Origin of the sequence: Chitinophaga chungangae (genome assembly GCF_017742215.1) — a bacterium.
GTDB lineage: Bacteria > Bacteroidota > Bacteroidia > Chitinophagales > Chitinophagaceae > Chitinophaga > Chitinophaga chungangae.
In genome coordinates, this window is sequence record NZ_JAGHKP010000001.1 from 494,626 (window position 1) to 518,036 (window position 23,411).

Annotated in this window: 22 protein-coding genes; 21 read left to right on the forward strand and 1 reads right to left on the reverse strand. The window is 54.0% G+C overall.

Features of this window, described 5'->3' with window-relative positions; all coding sequences use genetic code 11:
- Positions 1 to 354: 354 nt before the first annotated feature.
- The 21 genes from J7I43_RS02255 to J7I43_RS02355 all read left to right on the forward strand — a co-directional run bounded on the left by J7I43_RS02255 (position 355) and on the right by J7I43_RS02355 (position 22,251).
- On the forward strand, positions 355 to 1,536 hold the full coding sequence (locus J7I43_RS02255; RefSeq protein ID WP_209142789.1) for a hypothetical protein: 1,182 nt from the start codon (positions 355 to 357) through the stop codon (positions 1,534 to 1,536).
- A gap of 342 nt (positions 1,537 to 1,878) precedes the next feature.
- Entirely contained in the window at positions 1,879 to 2,733 is an 855-nt protein-coding gene (hisG, locus tag J7I43_RS02260) for an ATP phosphoribosyltransferase (protein ID WP_209142791.1), read from the forward strand.
- A gap of 11 nt (positions 2,734 to 2,744) precedes the next feature.
- A complete protein-coding gene (hisD, locus tag J7I43_RS02265; RefSeq protein ID WP_209142793.1) occupies positions 2,745 to 4,025 on the forward strand; it encodes a histidinol dehydrogenase in 1,281 nt (426 codons plus the stop codon).
- Between the two features lie 3 nt (positions 4,026 to 4,028).
- Positions 4,029 to 5,081 carry a histidinol-phosphate transaminase gene (gene hisC / locus J7I43_RS02270; protein WP_209142795.1) on the forward strand — a complete coding sequence of 351 codons (1,053 nt, stop codon included), beginning with the start codon at positions 4,029 to 4,031 and terminating at the stop codon, positions 5,079 to 5,081.
- Entirely contained in the window at positions 5,078 to 6,211 is a 1,134-nt protein-coding gene (gene hisB / locus J7I43_RS02275) for a bifunctional histidinol-phosphatase/imidazoleglycerol-phosphate dehydratase HisB (protein ID WP_209142797.1), read from the forward strand. Before hisC ends, hisB begins: the two co-directional genes overlap by 4 nt.
- 333 nt (positions 6,212 to 6,544) lie before the next feature.
- Positions 6,545 to 7,954, forward strand: a complete 1,410-nt coding sequence (locus tag J7I43_RS02280) for an anthranilate synthase component I family protein (RefSeq protein WP_209142799.1) — start codon at positions 6,545 to 6,547, stop codon at positions 7,952 to 7,954.
- 1 nt (position 7,955) lies between these two features.
- Positions 7,956 to 8,525: an anthranilate synthase component II gene (locus J7I43_RS02285; RefSeq protein WP_209142801.1), complete on the forward strand. Its 570-nt coding sequence runs from the start codon at positions 7,956 to 7,958 to the stop codon at positions 8,523 to 8,525.
- A 19-nt stretch (positions 8,526 to 8,544) separates the two neighbouring features.
- Positions 8,545 to 9,534, forward strand: coding sequence for an anthranilate phosphoribosyltransferase (trpD, locus tag J7I43_RS02290; RefSeq protein WP_209142803.1), 990 nt, complete (start codon positions 8,545 to 8,547; stop codon positions 9,532 to 9,534).
- 6 nt (positions 9,535 to 9,540) lie between these two features.
- Complete coding sequence (trpC, locus tag J7I43_RS02295) at positions 9,541 to 10,332, forward strand: indole-3-glycerol phosphate synthase TrpC (RefSeq protein WP_209142805.1); 792 nt, start codon at positions 9,541 to 9,543, stop codon at positions 10,330 to 10,332.
- The gene (locus tag J7I43_RS02300; RefSeq protein ID WP_209142807.1) at positions 10,329 to 10,952 is read left to right on the forward strand and encodes a phosphoribosylanthranilate isomerase; all 624 of its coding nucleotides are present in this window, start codon (positions 10,329 to 10,331) and stop codon (positions 10,950 to 10,952) included. Before trpC ends, J7I43_RS02300 begins: the two co-directional genes overlap by 4 nt.
- Before the next feature lie 6 nt (positions 10,953 to 10,958).
- A complete protein-coding gene (trpB, locus tag J7I43_RS02305; protein WP_209142809.1) occupies positions 10,959 to 12,164 on the forward strand; it encodes a tryptophan synthase subunit beta in 1,206 nt (401 codons plus the stop codon).
- Between the two features lie 6 nt (positions 12,165 to 12,170).
- Positions 12,171 to 12,941, forward strand: a complete 771-nt coding sequence (gene trpA, locus J7I43_RS02310; protein WP_209142811.1) for a tryptophan synthase subunit alpha — start codon at positions 12,171 to 12,173, stop codon at positions 12,939 to 12,941.
- Between the two features lie 108 nt (positions 12,942 to 13,049).
- On the forward strand, positions 13,050 to 13,643 hold the full coding sequence (gene hisH / locus J7I43_RS02315) for an imidazole glycerol phosphate synthase subunit HisH (RefSeq protein WP_209142813.1): 594 nt from the start codon (positions 13,050 to 13,052) through the stop codon (positions 13,641 to 13,643).
- A complete protein-coding gene (gene hisA, locus J7I43_RS02320; protein ID WP_209142815.1) occupies positions 13,640 to 14,785 on the forward strand; it encodes a 1-(5-phosphoribosyl)-5-[(5-phosphoribosylamino)methylideneamino]imidazole-4-carboxamide isomerase in 1,146 nt (381 codons plus the stop codon). The genes hisH and hisA overlap by 4 nt, the downstream gene beginning before the upstream one ends.
- Positions 14,786 to 14,788: 3 nt before the next feature.
- Complete coding sequence (gene hisF, locus J7I43_RS02325) at positions 14,789 to 15,544, forward strand: imidazole glycerol phosphate synthase subunit HisF (RefSeq protein ID WP_209142817.1); 756 nt, start codon at positions 14,789 to 14,791, stop codon at positions 15,542 to 15,544.
- A gap of 40 nt (positions 15,545 to 15,584) precedes the next feature.
- Positions 15,585 to 16,181, forward strand: coding sequence for a bifunctional phosphoribosyl-AMP cyclohydrolase/phosphoribosyl-ATP diphosphatase HisIE (hisIE, locus tag J7I43_RS02330; protein WP_209142819.1), 597 nt, complete (start codon positions 15,585 to 15,587; stop codon positions 16,179 to 16,181).
- Positions 16,178 to 17,269, forward strand: a complete 1,092-nt coding sequence (locus tag J7I43_RS02335) for a TlpA disulfide reductase family protein (RefSeq protein ID WP_209142820.1) — start codon at positions 16,178 to 16,180, stop codon at positions 17,267 to 17,269. Before hisIE ends, J7I43_RS02335 begins: the two co-directional genes overlap by 4 nt.
- An 88-nt stretch (positions 17,270 to 17,357) precedes the next feature.
- Positions 17,358 to 18,500: a TlpA disulfide reductase family protein gene (locus tag J7I43_RS02340; RefSeq protein WP_209142822.1), complete on the forward strand. Its 1,143-nt coding sequence runs from the start codon at positions 17,358 to 17,360 to the stop codon at positions 18,498 to 18,500.
- Positions 18,501 to 18,646: 146 nt separating this feature from the next.
- Positions 18,647 to 19,801, forward strand: coding sequence for a carboxypeptidase-like regulatory domain-containing protein (locus J7I43_RS02345; protein WP_209142824.1), 1,155 nt, complete (start codon positions 18,647 to 18,649; stop codon positions 19,799 to 19,801).
- Between the two features lie 30 nt (positions 19,802 to 19,831).
- Complete coding sequence (locus tag J7I43_RS02350) at positions 19,832 to 20,188, forward strand: BlaI/MecI/CopY family transcriptional regulator (protein ID WP_209142826.1); 357 nt, start codon at positions 19,832 to 19,834, stop codon at positions 20,186 to 20,188.
- 23 nt (positions 20,189 to 20,211) lie between these two features.
- Positions 20,212 to 22,251, forward strand: coding sequence for a M56 family metallopeptidase (locus J7I43_RS02355; protein ID WP_209142828.1), 2,040 nt, complete (start codon positions 20,212 to 20,214; stop codon positions 22,249 to 22,251).
- A gap of 104 nt (positions 22,252 to 22,355) precedes the next feature.
- Here J7I43_RS02355 and J7I43_RS02360 read toward each other — a convergent pair whose 3' ends face one another.
- Entirely contained in the window at positions 22,356 to 23,384 is a 1,029-nt protein-coding gene (locus J7I43_RS02360; protein WP_209142830.1) for a formylglycine-generating enzyme family protein, read from the reverse strand.
- Positions 23,385 to 23,411 lie beyond the last annotated feature (27 nt).

Consider the following 23,411-nt stretch of genomic DNA (forward strand, 5'->3'; position numbering starts at 1 on the left):
GAGTACATCGGGCCATTTTTCTGATATCCCGCATTCGTCATTTCCCCTGAGGGTTTGGTCAGCTATTTTTGGTTCCCAAGTTTTCAAGTTGCAGCTTTGTGTCCTGTAAAATCAGCCCCCGTTCTACAACCTGAAATTGTTTGTTATTCAAGCCCATGTTGACCATTTAACCACTAAAGGCCGTCTCAATGTTTGAGATGGCCTGTTTCTTTTATGCAAAAATACGCCTATTAAATTTTTTATTTTAAAAACACTTATTAATTAATAAAAATTATTACTAAGTTTGAAAAGTCTTTAAATTATTTGAATTACGACGCCCGCCACGATCGTGCCATTTAACATGTAATAAAAAAAATGAAACAACCAGACTGGAAAACATTGTTGCTCGCCTGCATCCTGGCATCGCCCGGTACGCTGGCGCAGGAATTGAAGCCTGAACTGACCAGCGCGATCCTTCGTACCAAACAGGGAAGCATTGTTGAACTGCCGGATTTGCTGATGGAGAAGATACCGGACATCGCGTACCGTAAAGTAATAATGCCGGGCCCGCAATACCTGATCGCAGACGATCCCGAATACATCCGGGTGCCGGAAGGCATCGCGCTGCAGGAACCGGTTCAGCCCGGTGCGGTTAGGTTGTATGTTTATAATGTGAATGGCGTTAAAGAACCGGCGAAAATAGACCGCCGCATCACGGCCGTGATCAAAAATACCGGTACGGGAAACATGCACATCCGCATGCTGAAATATTCTTCCCAGAAACCGAGCGCCAATTATTACCAGGTGGGCAAGCAGGGACTGGCGGACTACTTCGCGTCGAAGCCGCAGCGCAATAGCCGTACCATAAAGCCGGGCCAGGCGATCGCCATCGATGAACAGCTGGAAAAGAACATTGTGAGGTACAACGAGCTGGTACATGGATTCTACGAATTCGTGATCGACCAGCCGGGCGAGATCAGCGTGATCCAGACAGACCTGAAAACCACCGGCCCGGACGCTTTGAAACGCATCACGAATATCATTCCGCCCAAAGGCCAGAATGCCGGCCGCGGCGTATTCGGCGTCAGTAATTACAGGGTGATCGCAGATTCTTTATACGATACGAAAAACGGCACGATGGAGATCGTTCTCGCAGATGGCGCGAGGGACCCCTGGGTGGAAGGCAAAATGCAGGGCCGGCCGGACGTTGCGGCGCTTGCGGGCAATTACGGCGTGATGTATAACATCGAAATGAAGTGGAAGAGCAGCGATGGCAAAGGATTGGCTTTGGTAACCTGGAACGCCCGCAGCGGCAACAACCAGTGGTGCGCGGGCATGGCAAATACGATGGTGGTCAGCAAGGGAAAATTCCGTGAAGGGATCATCCAGCTGCCGTCGGACCGGCTTGTCACGAAAGCCGCGCCGGAAGCGGTGCTCATCCAGATATTCGAACCGGCCGCAAACGGTGGGGAACAAACGATCAGGCTGACTTATTCACCACCCGGCGCTTCCTGCCTGCCAACGCCGCTCGTTTTTATACCGGTTGATCTGAAATAGACACAAGCGGCCGGAAGTATTGCGGTTTTGAATATTTTCCATGAAAATGCCGCGAAAACCGAATAATTTCTATAAAATGTCCGGGTGTTTTGAATTTTAAAATTAGTTCCTACATTTGCACCGGATTCACAAATTATGATCAACAACGTACATACACACCATCACCATTCTTACCCGACCGGTAGGCAGGGGATGCTGTAACAAGTACTTTACAGATATTCACCATCAAAGGCTTACCGGACACGGTAGGCCTTTTTTGTTTCAAAAACAACATTCAAAGAAACATTCAATTATGAGACCGTAAGGTCCCATCTGGCCCGTAAAAAAATAAACATGCCTCAGATGAAGTTGCGAATTGCCATTCAGAAATCCGGCCGCTTACACGAAGATTCTATCAAACTGCTGAAAGAATGCGGGATAGACATCAATAACGGCGTGAACAAACTCAAGACAGAAGCCACCAATTTCCCGCTGGAAGTGTTTTTCCTCCGCGACGACGATATTCCGCAATACGTGGAAGACGGCGTGGCAGACCTCGGCATCGTGGGCGAAAATGTAGTGCTGGAAAAGAACAGGCCCCTGCGCACCGTCGAAAAGCTGGGTTTTGGCAAATGCCGTTTAGCCATGGCCGTTCCCAAATCCATGGAATACAGCTCCATCCGCGACCTGCAGGGCCAGCGCATCGCCACCAGCTATCCCGTGATCGTGAACGATTTCCTGCGGAAACTGGACATCCAGGCGGAGATCCACGAGATCAGCGGTTCCGTGGAAATAGCGCCGGGCATTGGTTTGGCGGATGCCATCTGCGACCTGGTGAGCAGCGGGTCCACCCTGTTCATGAACGGGCTGAAGGAAGTGGAAACGGTGCTGCGCTCCGAAGCGGTGCTGGTGAGCAACGACAAACTTTCGCCCGGGCAGCAGCAATTGCTGGCCAAGCTGCAATTCCGCATCCAGGCAGTGAAAAAAGCCAAGAACAACAAATACGTGCTGCTGAACGCCCCCAACGATAAACTTCCCGAGATAATCGGTTTGCTGCCCGGCATGAAAAGCCCGACCGTACTGCCTTTGGCGGAAGAAGGCTGGAGCTCCGTGCACTCCGTGCTGAATGAAAACGATTTCTGGGACATCATCGAAAACCTCAAGGCCGCCGGCGCGCAAGGCATTCTGGTAGTGCCGATCGAGAAAATGGTCGTTTAAAACAAAGAGCTATGCAAATTATCCGTTACCCGGAGAAAAATACATGGGAACAGTTGCTGAAACGCCCCGCGTTTGATACACGCGAGCTGGAATACACCGTGTCGGCCATTCTCGGTGATGTAAAGGAAAACGGCGACGCGGCCCTTCGCCGCTATACCGCGCAGTTCGACAAAGTGACGCTGGAAGAGATCGCCGTAACGGCGGAAGAATTTGAAGCGGCGAACGCCGTGCTGGACGAATCCCTGAAAACGGCCATCCGCACCGCGGCGACCAACATCGAAACGTTCCACCGCGCGCAGGTGGAGCCCGTTACGATGCTCGAAACCATGCCCGGCGTGCAATGCTGGCGCAAACCGGTTGGCATCGAAAAAGTAGGTTTATATATTCCCGGCGGCACCGCCCCGCTGTTCTCCACCATCCTGATGCTGGCCATCCCCGCCAGGCTGGCGGGTTGCAGCGAGATCGTGCTGTGCACGCCCCCGGGCAAAAACGGCGCGGTGCATCCTGCAGTGCTCTGGGCCGCGCGTTATACCGGCATCACGCAGGTATTCAAGACAGGCGGCGTGCAGGCGATCGGCGCCATGGCTTACGGCACGGAAAGCGTGCCGAAAGTGTACAAGATATTCGGCCCGGGCAACCAGTACGTGACCTGCGCCAAACAGCTGGTAAACAGCGCGGGCGTGGCGATCGATATGCCGGCGGGCCCTTCCGAAGTAGCGGTATTTGCAGACGATTCCTGCGTGCCGGCCTTTGTGGCGGCGGACCTGCTGTCGCAGGCGGAACATGGGGCGGACAGCCAGGTGCTGCTCGTGACCACCTCCAAAACCGTGATCGCAGCCGTGGAGCAGGAAGTAGCCGCACAGCTGGCGTTGCTGCCCCGGAAAGAACTGGCCGTGAAAGCGCTGGACAACAGCAAACTGGTGCTGGTGAACGACCGCGACGAAGCCATGGACATGCTCAACGCCTACGCGCCCGAACATCTCATCATGGCTTGCGAAAACGATGAAGCGCTGGCTACCCGCGTGGTGAACGCAGGCTCCGTTTTCCTTGGCAACTATTCCCCGGAAAGCGCCGGCGATTACGCATCCGGCACCAATCACACGCTGCCCACCAACGGTTACGCCACGGCCTACAGCGGTGTGAGCGTAGACAGTTTTGTGAAAAAGATCACCTTCCAGCGGCTTTCCCGTGAAGGACTGCAGGCGCTGGCCCCGGCCATCGAGGCCATGGCGGCGGCAGAAGGACTGGAAGCGCACAGGAACGCAGTTTCAATCAGAATAAAAAACTTGTAACATATGTTCGACCTGGACAGTATTTTAAGGGACAATATCAAAAGACTGGTGCCTTATTCATCCGCCCGCGATGAGTTCAAAGGCGAAGCCTCCGTATACCTCGACGCCAACGAAAACAGCTTCGGCTCCCCGCTCCCGGTGAATTATCATCGTTATCCCGATCCCCTGCAATGGAAGGTGAAATACCGCCTTGCGGAGATCAAAGGCGTGCCGCCGCAGAACATTTTCCTCGGCAACGGCAGCGACGAAGCCATCGACATCCTGTACCGCGCTTTCTGCCGCCCCGGCATCGACAACGTGGTGCTGTGCCCGCCCACCTACGGCATGTACGAAGTAAGCGCCAACATCAACGACGTGATCGTGCGCAAAGCCTCGCTCACGTCAGAATTCCAGCTCGACCTCCAGGCCATCGAAAACGCGATAGACGAAAACACGAAGCTCATTTTCATCTGTTCGCCCAACAACCCGACCGCCAACGCCATCAACCGGCAAGACATCGAGGTGGTGCTGAATAATTTCGACGGCATCGTGGTAATAGACGAGGCGTACATCAACTTTTCCCGCCAGAAATCTTTCATACAGGAATTGACCGAATACCCGAACCTCGTAGTGATGCAGACCCTTTCCAAAGCCTGGGGCCTGGCAGCGCTGCGCGTAGGAATGGCTTTCGCAAGCGAAGACATCATCAACGTGTTCAATAAAATAAAACCGCCCTACAACATTAACCAGGCCTCGCAGGAGCTGGCGTTGCAGGCGCTGGACAATATCGACCAGGTGAACAACTGGATCAAAGAAACCGTGGAAGAGCGCGCCAAACTGGAAGCCGAGCTGGTGAAACTGCCCATCGTAGAGCAGGTTTACCCCAGCGACGCGAATTTTTTGCTGGTGAAAACCGTTGACGCCAAGGGCATTTACAACCGCCTGGTGCAGGATGGCATTATCGTGCGGGACCGCTCGAAAGTAGAGCTGTGCGCAGGAAGCCTCCGCATTACCATTGGCACGCCGGAAGAAAACATCACTTTGCTGAACACTTTAAAAACGATCCCCGCAAAATGAAACGCGTATTATTCATAGACCGCGACGGCACCATGATCCGCGAAGTGCCGCCCACGTACCAGATCGACTGCCTGGAGAAAGTGGAATTTTACCCGAAAGTGTTCACCTATCTCGGGAAAATAGCGGCGGAGCTGGATTACGAGCTGGTGCTGGTGAGCAACCAGGACGGCATGGGCACGGATTCTTTCCCGGAGCACACCTTCCATCCGCCCCACAACCACATCATCCGCGCGTTTGCCAACGAGGGCATCGTGTTCGCCCGCGAGCACATCGACGTGTCGCTGCCGGCGGATAACAAACCCACGCGCAAGCCCGGCATTGGCATGCTTAGCCAATATTTCACCCCGGAATACGATCTCGCCAATTCCTTTGTGATCGGCGACCGCATTACCGACGTGAAACTCGCCCAGAACCTGGGCGCAAAAGCCATCTGGATCAATGAAGGCACCGGCCTGGGCGCCGCGGAGGTAAAGGGAGACGAAAGCCTGAAAGACGTGATCGCCCTCGAAACCACCGACTGGGCGAAGATCTACGAGTTCCTCAAGATCGGGCTGCGCAAGGTGAGCCATACCCGCACCACCAAGGAAACAGACATTCACATCGAGCTGAACCTCGACGGGACAGGGCAGGCAGACATTCACACCGGTCTTCACTTTTTCGACCATATGCTCGACCAGATCGCCCGCCACGGCAGCATAGACCTGAAAATACAGGCCAAAGGCGACCTGCACATAGACGAACATCACACCATCGAAGATACCGGCATTGCGCTGGGAGAGGCCTTCGCAATGGGGCTGGCGGACAAAAAAGGCATGGAGCGATACGGTTTCTGCCTGCCCATGGACGATTGCCTGGCCCAGGCCGCCATCGACTTCGGGGGCCGTAACTGGATCGTGTGGGATGCGGAGTTCAAACGCGAAAAAGTGGGAGACATGCCGACGGAAATGTTCTTCCATTTCTTCAAATCCTTCTCCGACGCGGCCCGCTGCAACCTGAACATTAAGGCGGAAGGGGAGAACGAGCACCACAAGATCGAGGCCATTTTCAAAGCCTTCGCGAAGGCGATCAAAATGGCGGTGAAGCGCAACCCGGACAATATGCAATTGCCCAGCACCAAAGGCGTACTGTAACATGAAGAAAGAAAAATTTGCATTTTCGGATAAAACCCCGCATATTTGCCCTCACAATGCAAATGAACAACACATACAAACTTTGGTGGCACGCAGGCAATTTCTCCGCTGTGTAGCAGTGCCGTGTTTGTATTAAACATACTTGAAAGAAGGCTCGCTGTACACAGCGGGCCTTCTTCGTTTTCAGCCGGTTTGGTGCCGGGCGGAACTGAAATCAAATCAAATGGCAAATAGATGACACCGTAAGGTGCCATGTGGCAAATAGAGAAGACAAACACGAACGCATGACATCGTAAGATGCCATTCGGCAATTGAAAAGTCAAACTTGAACGAATGAAACAAATTCAGGTAAAAACAAAGTCAAAAAAGATGCTCGCTGATGTGTTCACGCCCGTCAGCATTTATCTCCGCATCCGCGACAAATTCCCCGGCTCCATTCTCCTGGAAAGCACGGATTCCAACGCCAGCGAAAACAGCTGGTCGTTCATCGGGATCAAACCTATCGCCGGCATCGAAGTGACCTCCACGGACATTTTCGAGTTCAAATACCCCGGTCAGCCCGTTGAGCACAAACAGCTCTCCAGCAAAGCCGCCGTGCTCAAAGAGATGGACGCCTTCCTGAAAAGTTTCGTGTTCGCCGAAAAATCGCCCATCCCTTTCGGGGAAGGTCTCTACGGCTACAGTACTTACGACGCAGTGCAGTTCTTCGAAAAGATCAGCTTTCAAAAACGCGCCGCGGCCGGTAACACCATCCCGCTCATGCGTTACCGTTTTTACCAGTACGTGATCGCCATCAATCATTTTAAAGACGACATGTACCTCATCGAAAACCAGGTAGACGGCCAGGAAAGCGAGTTCGATTTCCTGGAATCGCTTATCCGCAACAAGGATTTCCCCATGTACGCCTTCACCGGCAAAGGCGAAGAGCAGACCAACATGACGGACGAACAATACATGCAGATGGTGGAAAAAGGCAAACAGCACTGCTTCCGCGGCGATGTGTTCCAGATCGTATTGTCCCGCTCGTTCCACCGCGAGTTCGCCGGCGACGAGTTCAACGTATACCGCGCGCTGCGCTCCATCAATCCCTCTCCTTACCTTTTTTATTTCGATTACGGCGATTACAAGCTGATGGGCTCTTCACCAGAAGCGCAGCTCATCATCAAAAACCGGAAGGCCGTGATACACCCGATAGCAGGCACTTTCAGGCGCACCGGCAACGACGAGCAGGACAAACAACTGGCGGACCAGTTGCTGGAAGACCCGAAAGAAAATGCGGAACATGTGATGCTGGTAGACCTGGCGCGCAACGACCTGAGCCGTTACGCCAAAAACGTGGAAGTGGAAACTTACCGGCAGATCAAATATTATTCGCACGTGATACACCTGGTGAGCGAGGTAACCGGCGAACTGGAACCGAACAGCAGCCCGTTCGACATACTGGCGGCCACTTTCCCGGCAGGCACGCTTTCCGGCGCGCCAAAATACAAAGCCATGGAACTGATCGACAGCTACGAGCCCACCGCGCGAGGTTTTTACGGCGGATGTGTGGGATTTGTGGGTTTCAACGGTGACTTCAACCACGCGATCATGATCCGCTCCATCCTGAGCAGGAACAATACGCTGTATTACCAGGCGGGCGCGGGCGTTGTGGCCAAATCTGTCGCCAGTTCGGAGCTGCAGGAAGTGAATAATAAACTTAACGCATTAAAACAGGCCATTATCCTGGCGCAAAATATCTGATATGAACATCCTGGTATTTGATAATTACGATTCGTTCACCTACAACCTCGTGCACCTCGTCGAGAAGATCATCGGTGGGAAAGTGACGGTGGTGAGGAATGACGAGATCGCACTGGACGATGTGGGCCAATACGACCGGATCATTCTTTCGCCGGGCCCCGGCATTCCCGAAGAGGCGGGTTTGCTGCTGCCGCTCATCAAACGGTATGCGGCCACCAAACCTATATTCGGCGTGTGTTTGGGCCAGCAGGCCATCGGCGAGGCGTTTGGCGCCAAACTCATCAATCTCACCGATGTGTACCACGGCGTAGCCACTCCCGTCAACATAATTTCCCGCAGCGGCCGCCTGTTCAACCACCTACCGGAAGAGCTGGAAGCAGGCCGGTACCACTCCTGGGTGGTAGACGAAGCAACGCTTCCCGCCGAGCTGGAAGTGACCGCCCGCGACGCGCAGGGTTACATCATGGCATTGCAGCACCGTAAGTACGACGTTTGCGGCGTGCAGTTCCACCCTGAAAGCGTGCTGACCCCGCAGGGCGAACAAATTCTCCGCAACTGGTTAGGGCTGTAACATCCACAAAAGAACGACAATGAAAAAGATACTCAACTATCTGTTCGAACATAAAACTTTCAGCCGCGAAAGCGCAAAAGAGATATTGACCAATATTTCGAAAGGCGTGTACAACGAAAGCGAGCTGGCCGCCTTCATGACGGTGTTCCTCATGCGCAGCATCACCATCGAAGAGCTGCTGGGCTTCCGGGACGCGCTGCTGGAGCTTTGCGTGCCGGTGAAGCTGGACGACAGCGTGCTCGACATCGTGGGCACCGGAGGCGACGGCAAAAACACCTTCAACATTTCTACGCTCAGCTGCTTCCTGGTGGCGGGTGCGGGTGGAAAGGTGGCGAAACACGGCAACTACGGCGTATCGTCCATCAGCGGCGCATCGAACGTAATGGAAAGCGTAGGGTACAAATTCAAGAACGACGAAGGGAAATTGCAGCGTGAAATGGCCGAAGCCGGCATCTGTTTCCTGCATGCCCCGTTGTTTCACCCCGCCCTGAAAAACGTGGCGCCGGTGCGCCGTCAGCTCGGCGTGCGCACGTTCTTCAACATGCTCGGCCCGCTGGTAAACCCGGCTTTCGCCCAGCACCAGCTGATCGGCGTGTACAGCCTCGAAATGGCGCGCATCTACAATTATCTTTTCCAGCAGACGGACAAACGCTACGCCATCGTGCACAGTCTTGACGGGTACGACGAAATTTCCCTCACAGGAGACACGCGCATCATCACGAACAAAGGCGAGCAGGACTGGACGCCTGAAGCGCTCGGTAAAAGAAAAGTGCATGCGGAAGACATTTTCGGCGGCAACACCACCGAAGACGCGGCGAAGATTTTCGTAAAAGTGCTGAAAGGCGAAGGCACCTGGGCGCAGCATTCCGTGGTGATGGCCAACGCCGCCATGGGCCTGTATTGCCTGGAGAAATACCCGACGTACGACGAATGTTTCCAGGCGGCCGTAGCATCGCTGGAATCGGGCGCGGCCTACAAAGTATTCCAGAAATTGATTTCGTTACAATAGTACCGTATGAAAAATATCCTCGCGGAAATTACCGCGCACAAAGCCGTGGAAGTAGCGGAACGGCAGAAAATGAGGCCGGCGCAGGAACTGGAGAACACCTCCATGTTCAGCCGCACGCCGCTTTCGCTCCGCAGTTTCCTGAAACAACCGGGGCGCAACGGTATTATCGCCGAATTCAAGCGCAAAAGCCCGTCCAAAGGCATTATCAACGATACCGTCACCGTGCAGGAAGTGACCACCGCCTATGCGCGTCACGGCGCATCGGGGCTGAGCGTGCTTACCGATCAAAACTATTTCGGTGGTTCGATGGACGATCTGCAGACCGCCCGCGCGGCCAACACGATTCCCATCCTGCGGAAAGACTTCGTGATCGGCGAATATCAAATTCTCGAAGCGAAAGCCATTGGCGCCGACGTGATATTGCTCATTGCCGAATGCCTTACCAGGCAGGAAGTGAAACACCTCGCGGAATTTGCGCATAACCTTGGCCTGGAAGTGCTGCTGGAAGTGCATACCGGCGAACAGCTGGAAAAGATCACCCCGCACACGCATCTCGTTGGCATCAACAACCGCGACCTGAAAACGTTCCAGGTGGATATTTACCGCTCCATGGAACTGCTCAAACAAATACCCGCGGAACACAGCAGGGTGGCCGAAAGCGGCATGGACGACCCCGCCACCATCGTTACGCTGCGCAATGCGGGATTCGACGGGTTCCTGATCGGGGAACATTTCATGAAAGCCGAAAATCCCGGCGCGGCCTTCGAATCGTTCACCCAAAAACTGGCTTCGTTATGAAGATAAAAGTCTGCGGCATCACCCGGAAAGAAGACCTGGACGCACTCGTGCAGCTGGGCGCCGATTACGCCGGGTTCATTTTCTACGGCAAATCGCCCCGCTTCGTGGGCAATAAGCTGGACGGGCGCACCGTGCGCGAAACAGGCGGGAAGATCGGGAAAGTGGGCGTGTTCGTAAACGCCGACCCGCAGCAGGTGCTGCAAACGGTGAAAGATTACGGGCTGGACATGGTGCAGCTGCATGGGGAAGAATCCATAGCGGTATGCCAGCAATTACGTTTGTCCGTACCCGTTATAAAAGCGTTCCCGATGGGAGAAAAGGCAGGTGGCGCGGATTATGCGGCGCCGTTTATGGCGGTAACCGATTATTTCCTGTTCGATACGGCCGGTAAAGAATACGGCGGCACCGGCAGGCAGTTCGACTGGCAGCTTTTGAACGGTTACAGCTACGACAAACCGTTTTTCCTCAGCGGCGGCATTGGCCCGGAAGACGCGGAAGCGGTGCTGCGATGGCGGCACGGCCATCTTTTTTCGCTGGACGTGAACAGCAGGTTCGAAACCGCTCCCGGCGTAAAGGATATGGACAAAGTAGCGGCATTCATCAAAACGATAAAAAAATAACGAGTTATGGATATAGCGGTGAATACATCACAATCCAAATATCATGTCAATAAAAAGGGTTACTACGGCGAATTTGGCGGCGCATACATCCCCGAGATGCTGTACCCTAACGTGGAAGAGCTGCAGCAACAATACATGCAGATCATTTCCGACCCTTCTTTCCGGCAGGAGTTTGAACAGCTGCTGAAAGATTACGTAGGCAGGCCTTCTCCCCTGTATTTCGCGAAACGGTTGTCTGAAAAGTACAAAGCGAAGATCTACCTGAAACGTGAAGACCTCAATCATACGGGCGCGCACAAAGTGAACAACACCATCGGGCAGATATTACTGGCGAAACGCCTGGGCAAAAAACGCATCATCGCCGAAACCGGCGCTGGTCAGCACGGCGTGGCCACCGCTACCGTTTGCGCCCTGATGGGCCTGGAATGCGTGGTGTACATGGGCAGTGTGGACATCCAGCGGCAGGCGCCCAACGTGGCCCGCATGAAAATGCTCGGCGCCACCGTAATACCCGCCACCAGCGGCAGTAAAACCCTGAAAGACGCTACCAACGAAGCGATCCGCGACTGGATCAACAACCCGGTGGATACGCATTACATCATCGGCTCCGTAGTGGGGCCGCACCCGTATCCTGATATGGTGGCGCGTTTCCAGTCCGTGATCAGCGAAGAGATCAGGCAGCAGCTGGTTGAAAAGACCGGCAAGCCCGATCCCGATTACGTGATGGCCTGCGTAGGCGGCGGCAGCAATGCGGCCGGCGCGTTCTTTCATTTCACCGATGCGGAAAACGTAAAACTGGTGGCCGTTGAAGCGGCGGGCCAGGGCGTGAACAGCGGGTATTCCGCGGCTACCAGCCAGTTGGGCCGGCCCGGCATCATCCACGCCAGCAAAACCCTGCTGATGCAAACGGACGACGGGCAGATCGTGGAGCCGCACTCCATTTCCGCCGGCCTGGATTACCCCGGCGTAGGCCCGATGCACGCGAACCTGTATGCCACCGGCCGCGCGTTGTTCCTCAACGCCACCGACGACGAATCGCTGGCCGCCGGCTACGAGCTGAGCCTGCTGGAAGGCATCATTCCCGCACTGGAATCGGCGCATGCGCTCGCGAAGCTGAAAGACCTGCCGCTGAAACCGGAAGACGTAGTGGTGGTGTGCCTCAGCGGCCGCGGAGACAAAGACCTGGAAACCTATATCAAACATTTAAAGTAAAAGAGCATGAACAGGATCGATCAACTCTTTCAAAATAAACCGAAAGACATTCTGAATGTGTACTGCACGGCCGGATACCCTTCCCTGAACGATACCGTTGCCATTGTGGAGGCGTTGCAGCAAAGCGGCGCAGACATGGTGGAGCTGGGCATGCCTTTCTCCGACCCGCTGGCAGACGGCCCGGTGATCCAGGAAAGCAGCACCCGCGCGATCAAAAACGGCATGCGCATCAGCGTATTGTTCGAACAGTTGAAAGGCTTGCGGAGCAAGGTTTCCATTCCCCTCGTCCTCATGGGTTACATGAACCCGGTAATGCAGTTCGGGGTGGAGAATTTCCTGCAAAAATGCGCAGAAACCGGCGTGGACGGCCTTATTCTGCCCGATCTGCCGATGGACGAATACGAATCCCAATACAAACCGCTGTTTGAAAAATACGGCCTGCACAACATCTTCCTCGTAACGCCGGAAACCAACGAGGCCCGCATCCGCAGGATAGACGGGGTGAGCAACGGTTTTGTATATGCCGTGTCTTCTTCGTCCACCACCGGTAAAGACAAAGACATGAGCCACCAGGAAGCGTATTTTCAGCGGCTGAAAGCCATGAACCTGCGCAACCCGGTACTGATCGGGTTCGGCATCAAAGACAGCAAAACCTTCCGGGAAGCCTGCCGCCACAGCAACGGCGCAATTATCGGCAGCGCTTTTGTGAAAGCCATCGAAAACAGTGCTAACTTGCAGGCTACCGTGAAAGAATTCGTGGCAGGCATCAAAAGTTAAAAGACAAAATGAACAGATGAAACAACGTTCCATCTGACCAATAAAAAAGACAAAATGAACAGATGAAACAACGTTCCATCTGACCAATAAAAAAGACAAAATGAACAGATGAAAACAGCGATCATCAAGTACAACGCCGGCAACACCCGCTCCGTGCTGTTCGCCCTGGAAAGGCTGGGCGTGGAAGCTACGGTAACGGACGATCCGGAAGAGCTGAAGTCCGCGGACAAGGTGATCTTCCCGGGCGTGGGAGAAGCCAGCACCGCCATGGCTTACCTGCGCGAACGCAAGCTGGACACGCTGATCAAAGACCTGAAGCAGCCGGTGCTCGGTATTTGCCTCGGTATGCAATTGCTTTGCAAACACTCCGAAGAAAACGATACGGACTGCATCGGCGTATTCGACCTGGACGTAAAAAAGTTCCAGAGCCCGGTGGAGAACCTGCTGAAGATCCCGCAGATCGGCTGGAACAACATCACCGGGCTGCACAGCGTGATCTTCGAGCACGTAGGGCAGAACGATTACATGTATTTCGTGCACAGCTATTTCGCGGAACTGGGGCCGGAAACCACGGCCATCGCCAATTACGTGATTAACTACAGCGCGGCTTTGCAGAAAGACAATTTCTACGCGGTGCAGTTTCACCCTGAAAAGTCCGCGCAGTCGGGCCAGAACATCATCGAAAGTTTTTTACGGCTGTGAGCATACACATCAGGAATATCACCACGGCAGACACGCTGCAATTACGCAGGGACGTGATGTACCCTACCTGGCCATTGGAACGGGTAACGCTGCCGCATGATGCAGACGGCCTGCATTACGGCCTCTACAGCGGCGGCCGGCTGGTAACCGTGGTGTCCCTTTTTATCGAAGACGATACCGCCCAGTTCCGCAAGCTCGCTACCGCGCAGGATCAGCAGGGCCGGGGTTTTGGTAAACTGATGATGAAACATTTGCTGGACGTTTGCCGCGAGCGCGGCATTACCACGCTCTGGTGCAACGCCCGCGAAAGCGCGCTGGACTTTTACCGGCAACTGGGTTTCACCGCTTTCAGCGAACGATTTTTTAAAGACGATCTTCCTTTCCTCAAAATGAAAATACCCGTACAGCCCGCACAGGCCAAAGGTTTTACGATCATTCCCGCCATAGACATCATCGGCGGCAAATGCGTGCGTCTCACACAGGGCGATTACGCACAGCAAAAAGTATACAACGAAAACCCGCTCGAAGTAGCGGTGGAGTTTGAAGACGCCGGCATTCAGCGCCTGCACCTGGTAGATCTCGACGGCGCCAAAAAAGGCACGGTGGTGAACTGGAAAGTGCTGGAAGCCATCGCCGGCAAAACCGCGCTTGCCATCGATTTCGGCGGCGGCATCAAAAGCGGCGACGACTTGAAGATCGTATTTGAATCCGGCGCGGCGCTGGCTACCATCGGCAGCGTGGCCGTAAAACAGCCCGAACTGTTCTTCAGCTGGCTCGATCAGTACGGCGCCGAGAAGATGTTTCTCGGGGCAGACGTAAAAGACGAGAAGATCGCCGTGGGCGGCTGGCTGGAAACCACGGACAAAAGCATTTTCGATTTCCTGCGCGTGAATCTCGAACGGGGGGTAAAGGAAGTATTTTGTACGGACATTGCGAAAGACGGCCTGCTGCAAGGCCCTTCCACTGAACTATATAAAAAGATCATTGCAGAGCTGCCCGGCATCCGCCTCACTGCCAGCGGCGGCGTCAGCCACATCGGCGACGTGGAAGCGCTGCAGGAAGCAGGACTGGCCGGCGTCATCATTGGCAAGGCCATTTACGAAGGCCGCATTACATTACAGGAACTGAAGAAATTTTTCTAAAATATGCTTACAAAACGCATCATACCCTGCCTGGACATCAAAGACGGGCGCACCGTAAAAGGGGTGAACTTCGAGAACATCCGCGACGCGGGCGACCCGATAGAATTGGGCGCGCTGTATGCGGAGCAGGGGGCGGACGAACTGGTGTTCCTCGACATCACCGCCACCAACGAAAGGCGTAAAACGCTGGCGGAACTGGTCACCAGGATCGCGCGGCATGTGAACATCCCGTTCACCGTGGGCGGCGGCATTTCTTCCGTGGAAGACGTGAGCGTGCTGCTGAACTCCGGCGCAGACAAAGTGTCTGTGAACACCGCCGCGTTTAAAAACCCGCAGCTGCTCAATGAATTGTCCCGCGAGTTCGGCAGCCAGTGCATCGTGCTGGCGATCGATACGCGTTTCGAGGAAGGCGACTGGTTCGTATACCTCAACGGCGGCCGCGTAAAAACGGACATCCGCACGGCAGACTGGGCAAAAGAGGCCGTAGACCGCGGCGCGGGCGAGATCTTGCTCACTTCCATGAACAACGACGGCACCAAACAGGGTTTCGCGCTGGACATCACCGGCCGCCTTTCCCAAAGTTTGCACGTGCCCGTCATCGCTTCCGGCGGGGCAGGCACTATGGAGCACTTCTCAGACGTTTTTGAGAAAGCGGGCGCGGATGCGGCACTGGCTGCCAGCATTTTCCACTATAAAGAAATGGAAATCCCGGACCTGAAAAATTACCTCTACAAAAGAGGCATTCAGATCCGGTTCTAGTTTGATATATATTTATTATATTTAAAGTGTTTTTGTACCCATGGAGGTAGATTTTTCAAAGTCGCCGGACGGACTGGTACCGGCCATCATACAGGATGCTATCACCCACCGCGTGCTGATGCTGGGGTATATGAACCGCGAAGCGCTGGACAAGACGCTGGCGGAAAAACGGGTGACCTTTTTCAGCCGTTCGAAGAACCGGTTGTGGACGAAAGGGGAGGAAAGCGGTAATTTCCTGAACCTGGTAAGCGCCGCGCTGGATTGCGACCAGGACACGCTGCTGCTGAAAGTGCATCCGGTTGGGCCTGTTTGCCATACCGGCGCAGATACCTGCTGGAACGAAAAAAACAAAGACGCCGCGTCTTTCCTCGCCGGCCTCGAACAGGTGATCCGCGACAGGAAAGAGAACCCGACCGAAAAATCGTACACCGCTTCATTGTTCGCCAAAGGCATCAACAAAGTAGCGCAAAAGGTGGGCGAAGAAGCGGTGGAACTGGTGATAGAGGCGAAAGACGACAACCGGGACCTGTTCCTGGGCGAAGCGGCCGATTTGTTGTTTCATTATTTAATTTTGTTGCAGGCCAAGGGCTTCACGCTCGAAGATGTAATAACCATATTAAAAGAACGGCACAAATGAGAACCGTATCCATCCTCTTTTCCATTTTAACAGCCGCCACAACGGCCAGCGCCCAGTTTAAAGTAAGCGGCAACATCGCGGAAGCGCGCGAAGGACAGAAATTATACTTCGTGAGCGAAGACGGCAATACCCGGGATTCCTCCGAGCTGAAAAACGGGCAATTTTCTTTCGTAACCGCCTACAATCCAGCTCCGGACGATATGTTCGCATTGATACTCGAAGGCAAACAATACCCGATGCTGCTGGTGGCAGACAAAAAGGAAGTGGAAATACAGGGTGACGAAGCGGGTTTCCCCGTGGCCAAAACCGTAAAGGCAGGCCAGCAAACCCAGTGGATGCAGGCCTATCACAAAGCCATGGAGCCCGTTCTCAAAAAAGTGCAGGAGCTGAATGCCGAAGCAGCCAGCATCAACGGCGAGGATGAGGCCGCCAAAGCCACTTTCCGCGCCAAAGCCACCGATTTTGAAGGCCAGCTGATGAACACCGGCATGAGTTTCCTGAAAGCCCACCCCAAGGCGCAGGCCAGCCTTTTCCTGCTGATAGGCGAAATGCGTGAGAGACTTACGGAAGACGAGTTCAGCAAACAATTCAACGCGCTGGACGCTTCCGTGAAAAATACCCGCTTCGGGAAGTCCGTTGCCGGCGAAATAGCCGCCGCCAAAGCTGAAAAGGCCAATGCGGGCCTTGCGAAAGACTTTGAGCAGAAAGACCCGAACGGGAAACCGGTGAAATTATCCTCCTTCCGCGGCAAATACGTGCTGATCGACTTCTGGGCCAGCTGGTGCGGCCCCTGCCGGCAGGAAAACCCTCATGTAGTAGCGGCTTACCACAAATTCAAAAATAAGAACTTCACCATCCTCGGCGTGTCGCTGGACAAAAGCAAGACTGCCTGGGTAGAGGCCATAGAACAGGATAAACTGGTGTGGACGCAGGTATCCGATCTGCAGGGCTGGGCGAACGCGGCGGCGCAGCTGTACCGTGTGCAGGGCATCCCGCAGAACTTCCTGGTAGACCCGCAGGGAAAGATCATCGCCACCAACCTCCGGGGCCGCGCCCTGGAAATGAAGCTGGCACAGGTGCTGAAATAGCCGTCCCGGCCGAACCGCTTATCATTTTCACCTTGCTTTTAGCGGGTGGAATAGCCAACTTTGCCTGTAGACAAAACTGTTACCAAGTATGAAGAAATTGCTCCTTGCAGCTGTGCTGTTAAGCCCGGCTGCAATGTTGTTGGCGCAGGATAAAAAAACAAAAACCTACCAGTACCATATCGAGGGAAGCATTATCAACGCGAACCAGGAAAAACCGGCCAAATACATTCTCAGGATGAGAACGGCGGGGGTTTTTAAGATGGACAGTGCAGTCGCCAGCGATGGAAAATTCTCATTTACCGGCAATATCACCGAACCGCAGCTTGCACAGGTATTTGCCGTGATACCCGGAACGGGGGACAATCCCGTGAACAGGAAGGAAGTGGCATTGATCTTTCTCGGCAAAGGCACCACGCAGCTGAACCTCGCTTCGCCCGCATCCCGGGCCGAAGCCGGCGGAACCCACGAGCAGGGCGCTTTTAACGAGCTTAACGACCTGCTTCGTTCTGTAAATAAAGACTACGAAACAGCCGTTAAAAAATACCGTGAAGCGGCGGAATCCAAAGACGAAGACAAACTCAAAAAAGCCGAAATACGCCTGGAACAGCTGGAAGCCAGCAAAAAGGCCGTGATGCGGAAATACCTGGTGGAAAATCCCGGTACGCCCATCGGCATGTACGTGCTGAACCAGGTGGCGGGGTACGAGCTGAACCCGGACGATGTGGAGCCGCTGTTCAACGCGCTTTCCAAAACGGTGCGCAAATATCCTTCCGCAAAGGAATTCGAATACCGGATGGACCTTGCCAAGAAACTGGCCGTAGGCCAGCCCGCGATCGATTTCGCCCAGAAGGACGCGGAAGGCAAACCCGTGTCGCTCGCGTCTTTCAGGGGAAAATATGTGCTGGTGGATTTCTGGGCCAGCTGGTGCGGCCCCTGCCGCGCCGAGAACCCCAATGTGGTAAAGGCTTACAACCGTTTCAAAGATAAAGGTTTCACCATCCTGGGCGTATCGTTCGACGAGCGGAAAGACAAATGGCAACAGGCCATCGAGCAGGACAATCTTAGCTGGACGCACGTGTCTGACCTCAAAGGTTGGGGCAACGAAGTGGGCAAACTCTACGGCATCCGCGCCATCCCGCAGAACGTGCTGGTAGACCCGCAGGGCAGGATCATCGCGCGGAACCTGCGCGCGGAAGACCTGAACCGCAAGCTGGAAGAGCTGCTGAAATAAATTGTTTTTTTTATAAATCCTGTGAACGCCGGTCCGGAAGGGCCGGCGTTTTTACTTTGATAGTATTTTGCTTTCGGGATATAATTTTTTCAAAGATATTTGGAAGTGTTACGAAATGTTCGTAGATTTACGATAGTATCGTAATCATGAGACTTGTATTGCTTGGAATTTTGATCTGTCTGGCCGCAGGAATCACGCCCGCCGTTGCGCAAACGGTATTTTCAGTGAGCGGCAAAGTGCAGGACGAGAGCGGGAAACCACTGCCTTTTGCCAGCGCTTTTCTGAACCAGACCACACTGGGAGACAGGACCACCGAAGCCGGCACGTTTACGGTCCGGCAGATACCGCCGGGCAAATATGAGCTGATCGTGTCTTATCTTGGATACGAACCGGTGATCACCCCGGTGGAGGTACAGGCCGATGTGAGCGGTATTACGATCGTGTTGAAACCGAAGGCGGGCGTGCTGAAAGAGCACGTAGTGCGCAGGGACCCGGAGCGGGAAAAATGGATGCGCGTATTTTTGAACACCTTCGTCGGGCAGAGCAGCCTTGCCAAACAATGTGAGCTGATGAACGGGGAAATAGTGGACCTGCATTACGACCGGCAGACCAATACGCTGACTGCGGGGGCAGACGATTTTCTCGTGATAGAAAATCCCGCGCTGGGGTATCGCGTCAAATTCCTGCTGATGTATTTTACGTACGATATGAGGGCGGGTTATTCCATGTATTACGGCAACCCGATGTTTGAGCCGATGAAACCGAAGAACAAACGCCAGTTGCAAAAGTGGGCGGCCAACCGGAAAGCGGCGTACCTGGGCTCCACCATGCACTTCTACAAAAGCCTGCTGGCTAAAACGCTGGAGCAGGACGGGTTTATGGTACAGAAGCTGGTGCGCAAGGAAAGGAAACGCGATTACGTGGAGCCCGTACCCGGGCTGGAAACGGGCGAAGCAAAAATGCAGAAACCCGGCACGTTCTCCAAATACGTGAATTACCTGTACACAGCACGTTTGCCGTACGACAGCATCTATTACAAATCCGGCAACGGCTACGTGATGAATTTCAAAGACCTGTTGTACGTGACATATAAAAAGGAAAAGGAAGACAGGCTGTACGTGACCACGCTGCTGCCGCCCGGTTCCGTGAGAGGCCACCAGGTATCGGTGCTGAAGCTGCTGGCGCCGGAAGTGAAGCTGGACCGTAACGGCAATGTGGAAACACCGATGGACGTGATCTGCGAGCAATACTGGGGATGGGAAAAGCTGGCCGAAATGTTACCGCTTGACTATAAACTATAACACTGTAAAAATTTTCAAACCGTTCATTATATGGAAAAATTGACCAAACAGGAAGAAGCTGCCATGCAGGCCATCTGGAAAGTGGGCAGCGGGTTTGTGAAAGACTTCCTCGAAGCGCACGCCGCGCCTGCGCCTCCTTATACCACACTGGCTTCCACCATCAAAAACCTGGAGAAAAAAGGGTATGTGGACGCAAAAAAAATTGGTAACGTATACGAATACACGCCGTCTATCGACGAAGCGGATTACAAGAAAAAGTTCATGAGCGGGTTTGTGAAAGATTATTTCGAAAACTCGTACAAGGAACTGGTCACATTTTTCGCCAAAGACAAAAAGATCAGTCCTGAAGAGCTGCAGGAGATCATCAACATGATTGGGAAAAAGTAATGCTGAACTTATAAACTTACGGTATGACAGCCTTGTTCATATACCTGATAAAAGCCAATATCGCGCTTTGCCTTTTTTATCTCGCTTACCGGCTGGGCCTGCGCAGGCTCACGTTTTACACGCTCAACCGCGTTTTCCTCATCACGGGCATCGTGTTTTCGTCGTTGTTCCCGCTGGTAGATGTGAACGACTTTTTCTCCCGCAACGAAATCATTGCCGCGCAGGTAGTACAGTACGTACCTGATTTTGGCGTACTGCAGGCGGCGCAGCCGGAGGCCTTTACCGTGTGGGCATTGCTGGAATGGGTGTTCTGGACCGGCGTGGTCGTAATGGGCCTGCGGCTGGCGATACAGTTGATATCGCTGCTGGTGCTGCATCGCAGATCGGAGCCGGCGAACATGCAGGGGCAGGACGTGCGTAAAATGGATGGGGACATCAACCCGTTCTCGTTTTTTAATAATATTTACGTGAACCCGGACATGCATTCGGAAGAAGAGCTGGAAGCCATCATCCGGCACGAACAGATACACGTGCGCCAGTGGCATTCGGCAGACGTGATGATGAGCGAAGTGAACAATGTGTTTTACTGGTTCAATCCCGGCGCATGGCTGATGAAAACGGCGGTGAAGGAAAACCTCGAGTTTATCACCGACCGCAAGATCCTCCGCTCCGGCGTGAATGCCGCTACTTACCAATACAGCCTCGTGAAGGTAAGCACCGCACAGTATGCGGCGGGTGTGGCCAACAACTTTAATTTCTCACATTTAAAAAACCGCATCAAGATGATGAACAAAACAACATCTTCGCGCGTGCACCTCTACCGCTATGGAGTGCTTGCCGGCGTAGTATGCGGCGTTCTTTTATCCCTGAACTATACAAAAGCCGGCACGGTGGTGAATCATGTGGTAAGCGAAGTGAAAGACGTGCTGGAAATTGCTCCCGGGGATACCACAACGCCTGTACAGAAAGACCAATTCAGCGCAAAACCCGTTGAAACGCGCAAGCCTGTTGAAGAAAAATTCCAAGGCGTAAAAGCCGACCAGTTCCAGACTATCGAAGGCAAATCCCAAAAGCCCGACAATATCATCGAACTGACGGAAGACGGTGTTAACGCAACGTTACACGAGCCTGGCGGCACCGCCGCTACGCTGAACGGCAAAAAACTGACGATGCGCGGAGGTAAAAATTCCTCCCTGCCGACCAACACGATTATTATATCCAACGCAAGCGGCACCACAGGCGCCGCGGCGGGCAGCAGGCCTACACGCGGCTCGTATGCAGGCGTGATGCGGCTTGGGGGCGCCGGTAACAGTCCTGCCGTTACGTTCAGGGCAGACACCACGAACAAACCGCTGATCGTTGTGGATGGAAAACCTTATCCTCCCAATGGCATCAATTATCCCACGCTGAACAACCTCGATCCCAACACGATCGAATCCATCACCGTGCTGAAGGACAAATCGGCTTCCGCTATCTACGGTTCCGCCGGCAACTACGGCGTGATCCTCATCACTACTAAAAAAGGTGCTGACGAGAAAAAACGCACCGAACCGAACAAATTGAAAGAAGTGACCGTAGTGGGTTATCCGTCCGCGGACGAGCAGCAGGAAAATATGCTGAACCAGGTAGTGGTAGTGGGATATGGCACAAAAAACACGAATGAAGCGAAAGCGGGAACAGGCGACGTAAAAGAAGAAGTGGTGGTAACCGGTTACAGTTCAAAGAACCTGAAAGCGGATTCAACAGCCACGTATCGCACCGGGAAACAGACCATGCTCGCACTGGCGAAAACCGACGGGGCGGCGGATCATGCATCCACCAGCACGTATCCCAATCCCACCAAAGGCATCGTGAACGTTGCGTTCACTATCCCGAAGGCATCCAACAGCAATTTCCTGGAGGTAACCGATATGAACGGCAAACCGCTTTACCGGCAGTCGCTCGCGGGTTATAAAGGGAGTTACAAAGGCCAGGTGGACCTCACCCGTTACCCTGCAGCCAGTTACATTATCAAAGTAAAGCTCGACGGCGCCGATATGAGCTCCATCGTAGTGAAACAATAGATTTTTCGAGAATCAGCAGAATTTAATTTTGTTAGCTGTTAACAACGATGTAGCGGCGGGCTTTTCAGCCTGCCGGCGTTGTTGAGGAAAGGTTGACGAAGACCTTATTTCGCGCTGCGGGCGCAACGGAAGCCAAGGTTCGACAAGCCGGAAGTGGGCGTTGTTTTCATTCTCGCGGAAACCCTGTACCCCCTGCAATATTCATCGCTGCACATAAACGATCCGCCACGGATCACCCTTTTTGCGCTGGGCTCTTCCGGGTCGTTGGGCGTGTGTGAGCCTTCGGGGTTCAGCGTACCGGGTTTCACCTGGGCGTAATAACCTGCGTCGTACCAGTCTGCGGTCCATTCCCATACATTGCCGGCCATGTCGTACAGCTGGTAACCGTTTGCGGCGAAGGATTTAACCGGCGCGGTGCCGTAAAAGCCATCTGCCTCCGTGTTTTCGTAAGGAAAATGGCCGTTCCAGATATTGGTTTTGCCCGGGCTCGCCTGCGGCGTTTCTGCGCCCCAGGGGAAAGGCTGGTTCTTCAACCCGCCGCGCGCCGCGTATTCCCATTCCGCTTCTGTGGGCAGGCGTTTGCCGGCCCATTTGGCGTAGGCCTGCGCATCTTCCCAGCTCACATGTATCACGGGGTGCTGTTCTTTTCCTTTGATGTCGCTGCCCGGCCCGTTTGGCGCTTTCCAGCTCGCGCCCGGCACCACGCTCCACCACTGGCTCACGTCGCGGAGGTCTACGGCCGTTTCCGTAGGTACGAATACGAGAGAGGCTGGGGCCAGGAGAGAACTATCCGGCTCGGGAGAGCCCGGCGGCAGGGTAGCCATCACTTCTTCTTTAGGAATGGGTTTTTCAGCCGTGGTTACATACCCCGTAGCCTGCACGAAAGCGGTGAACTCCGCATTGGTCACTTCATGTTCGTCGAGCCAGAAGGAATCGACCTTTACGAGGTGTTTCGGGTATTCGTCGGGCGAGCCGGAATCGTCGTCCGCCCCCATTTCAAACTCCCCGGCCGGTATCAACCGCATCGGGTTCAGCTGCTCCACCACCTGCTGGTTCTTTTTGGCCGGCGTTTGGTTGCATGCCGCCAGCATTATTACGAGGGCCAGCGCCTGGCCTGAATATTTAACTATCATACAGGCACAAATGTACAACGGGGTTGT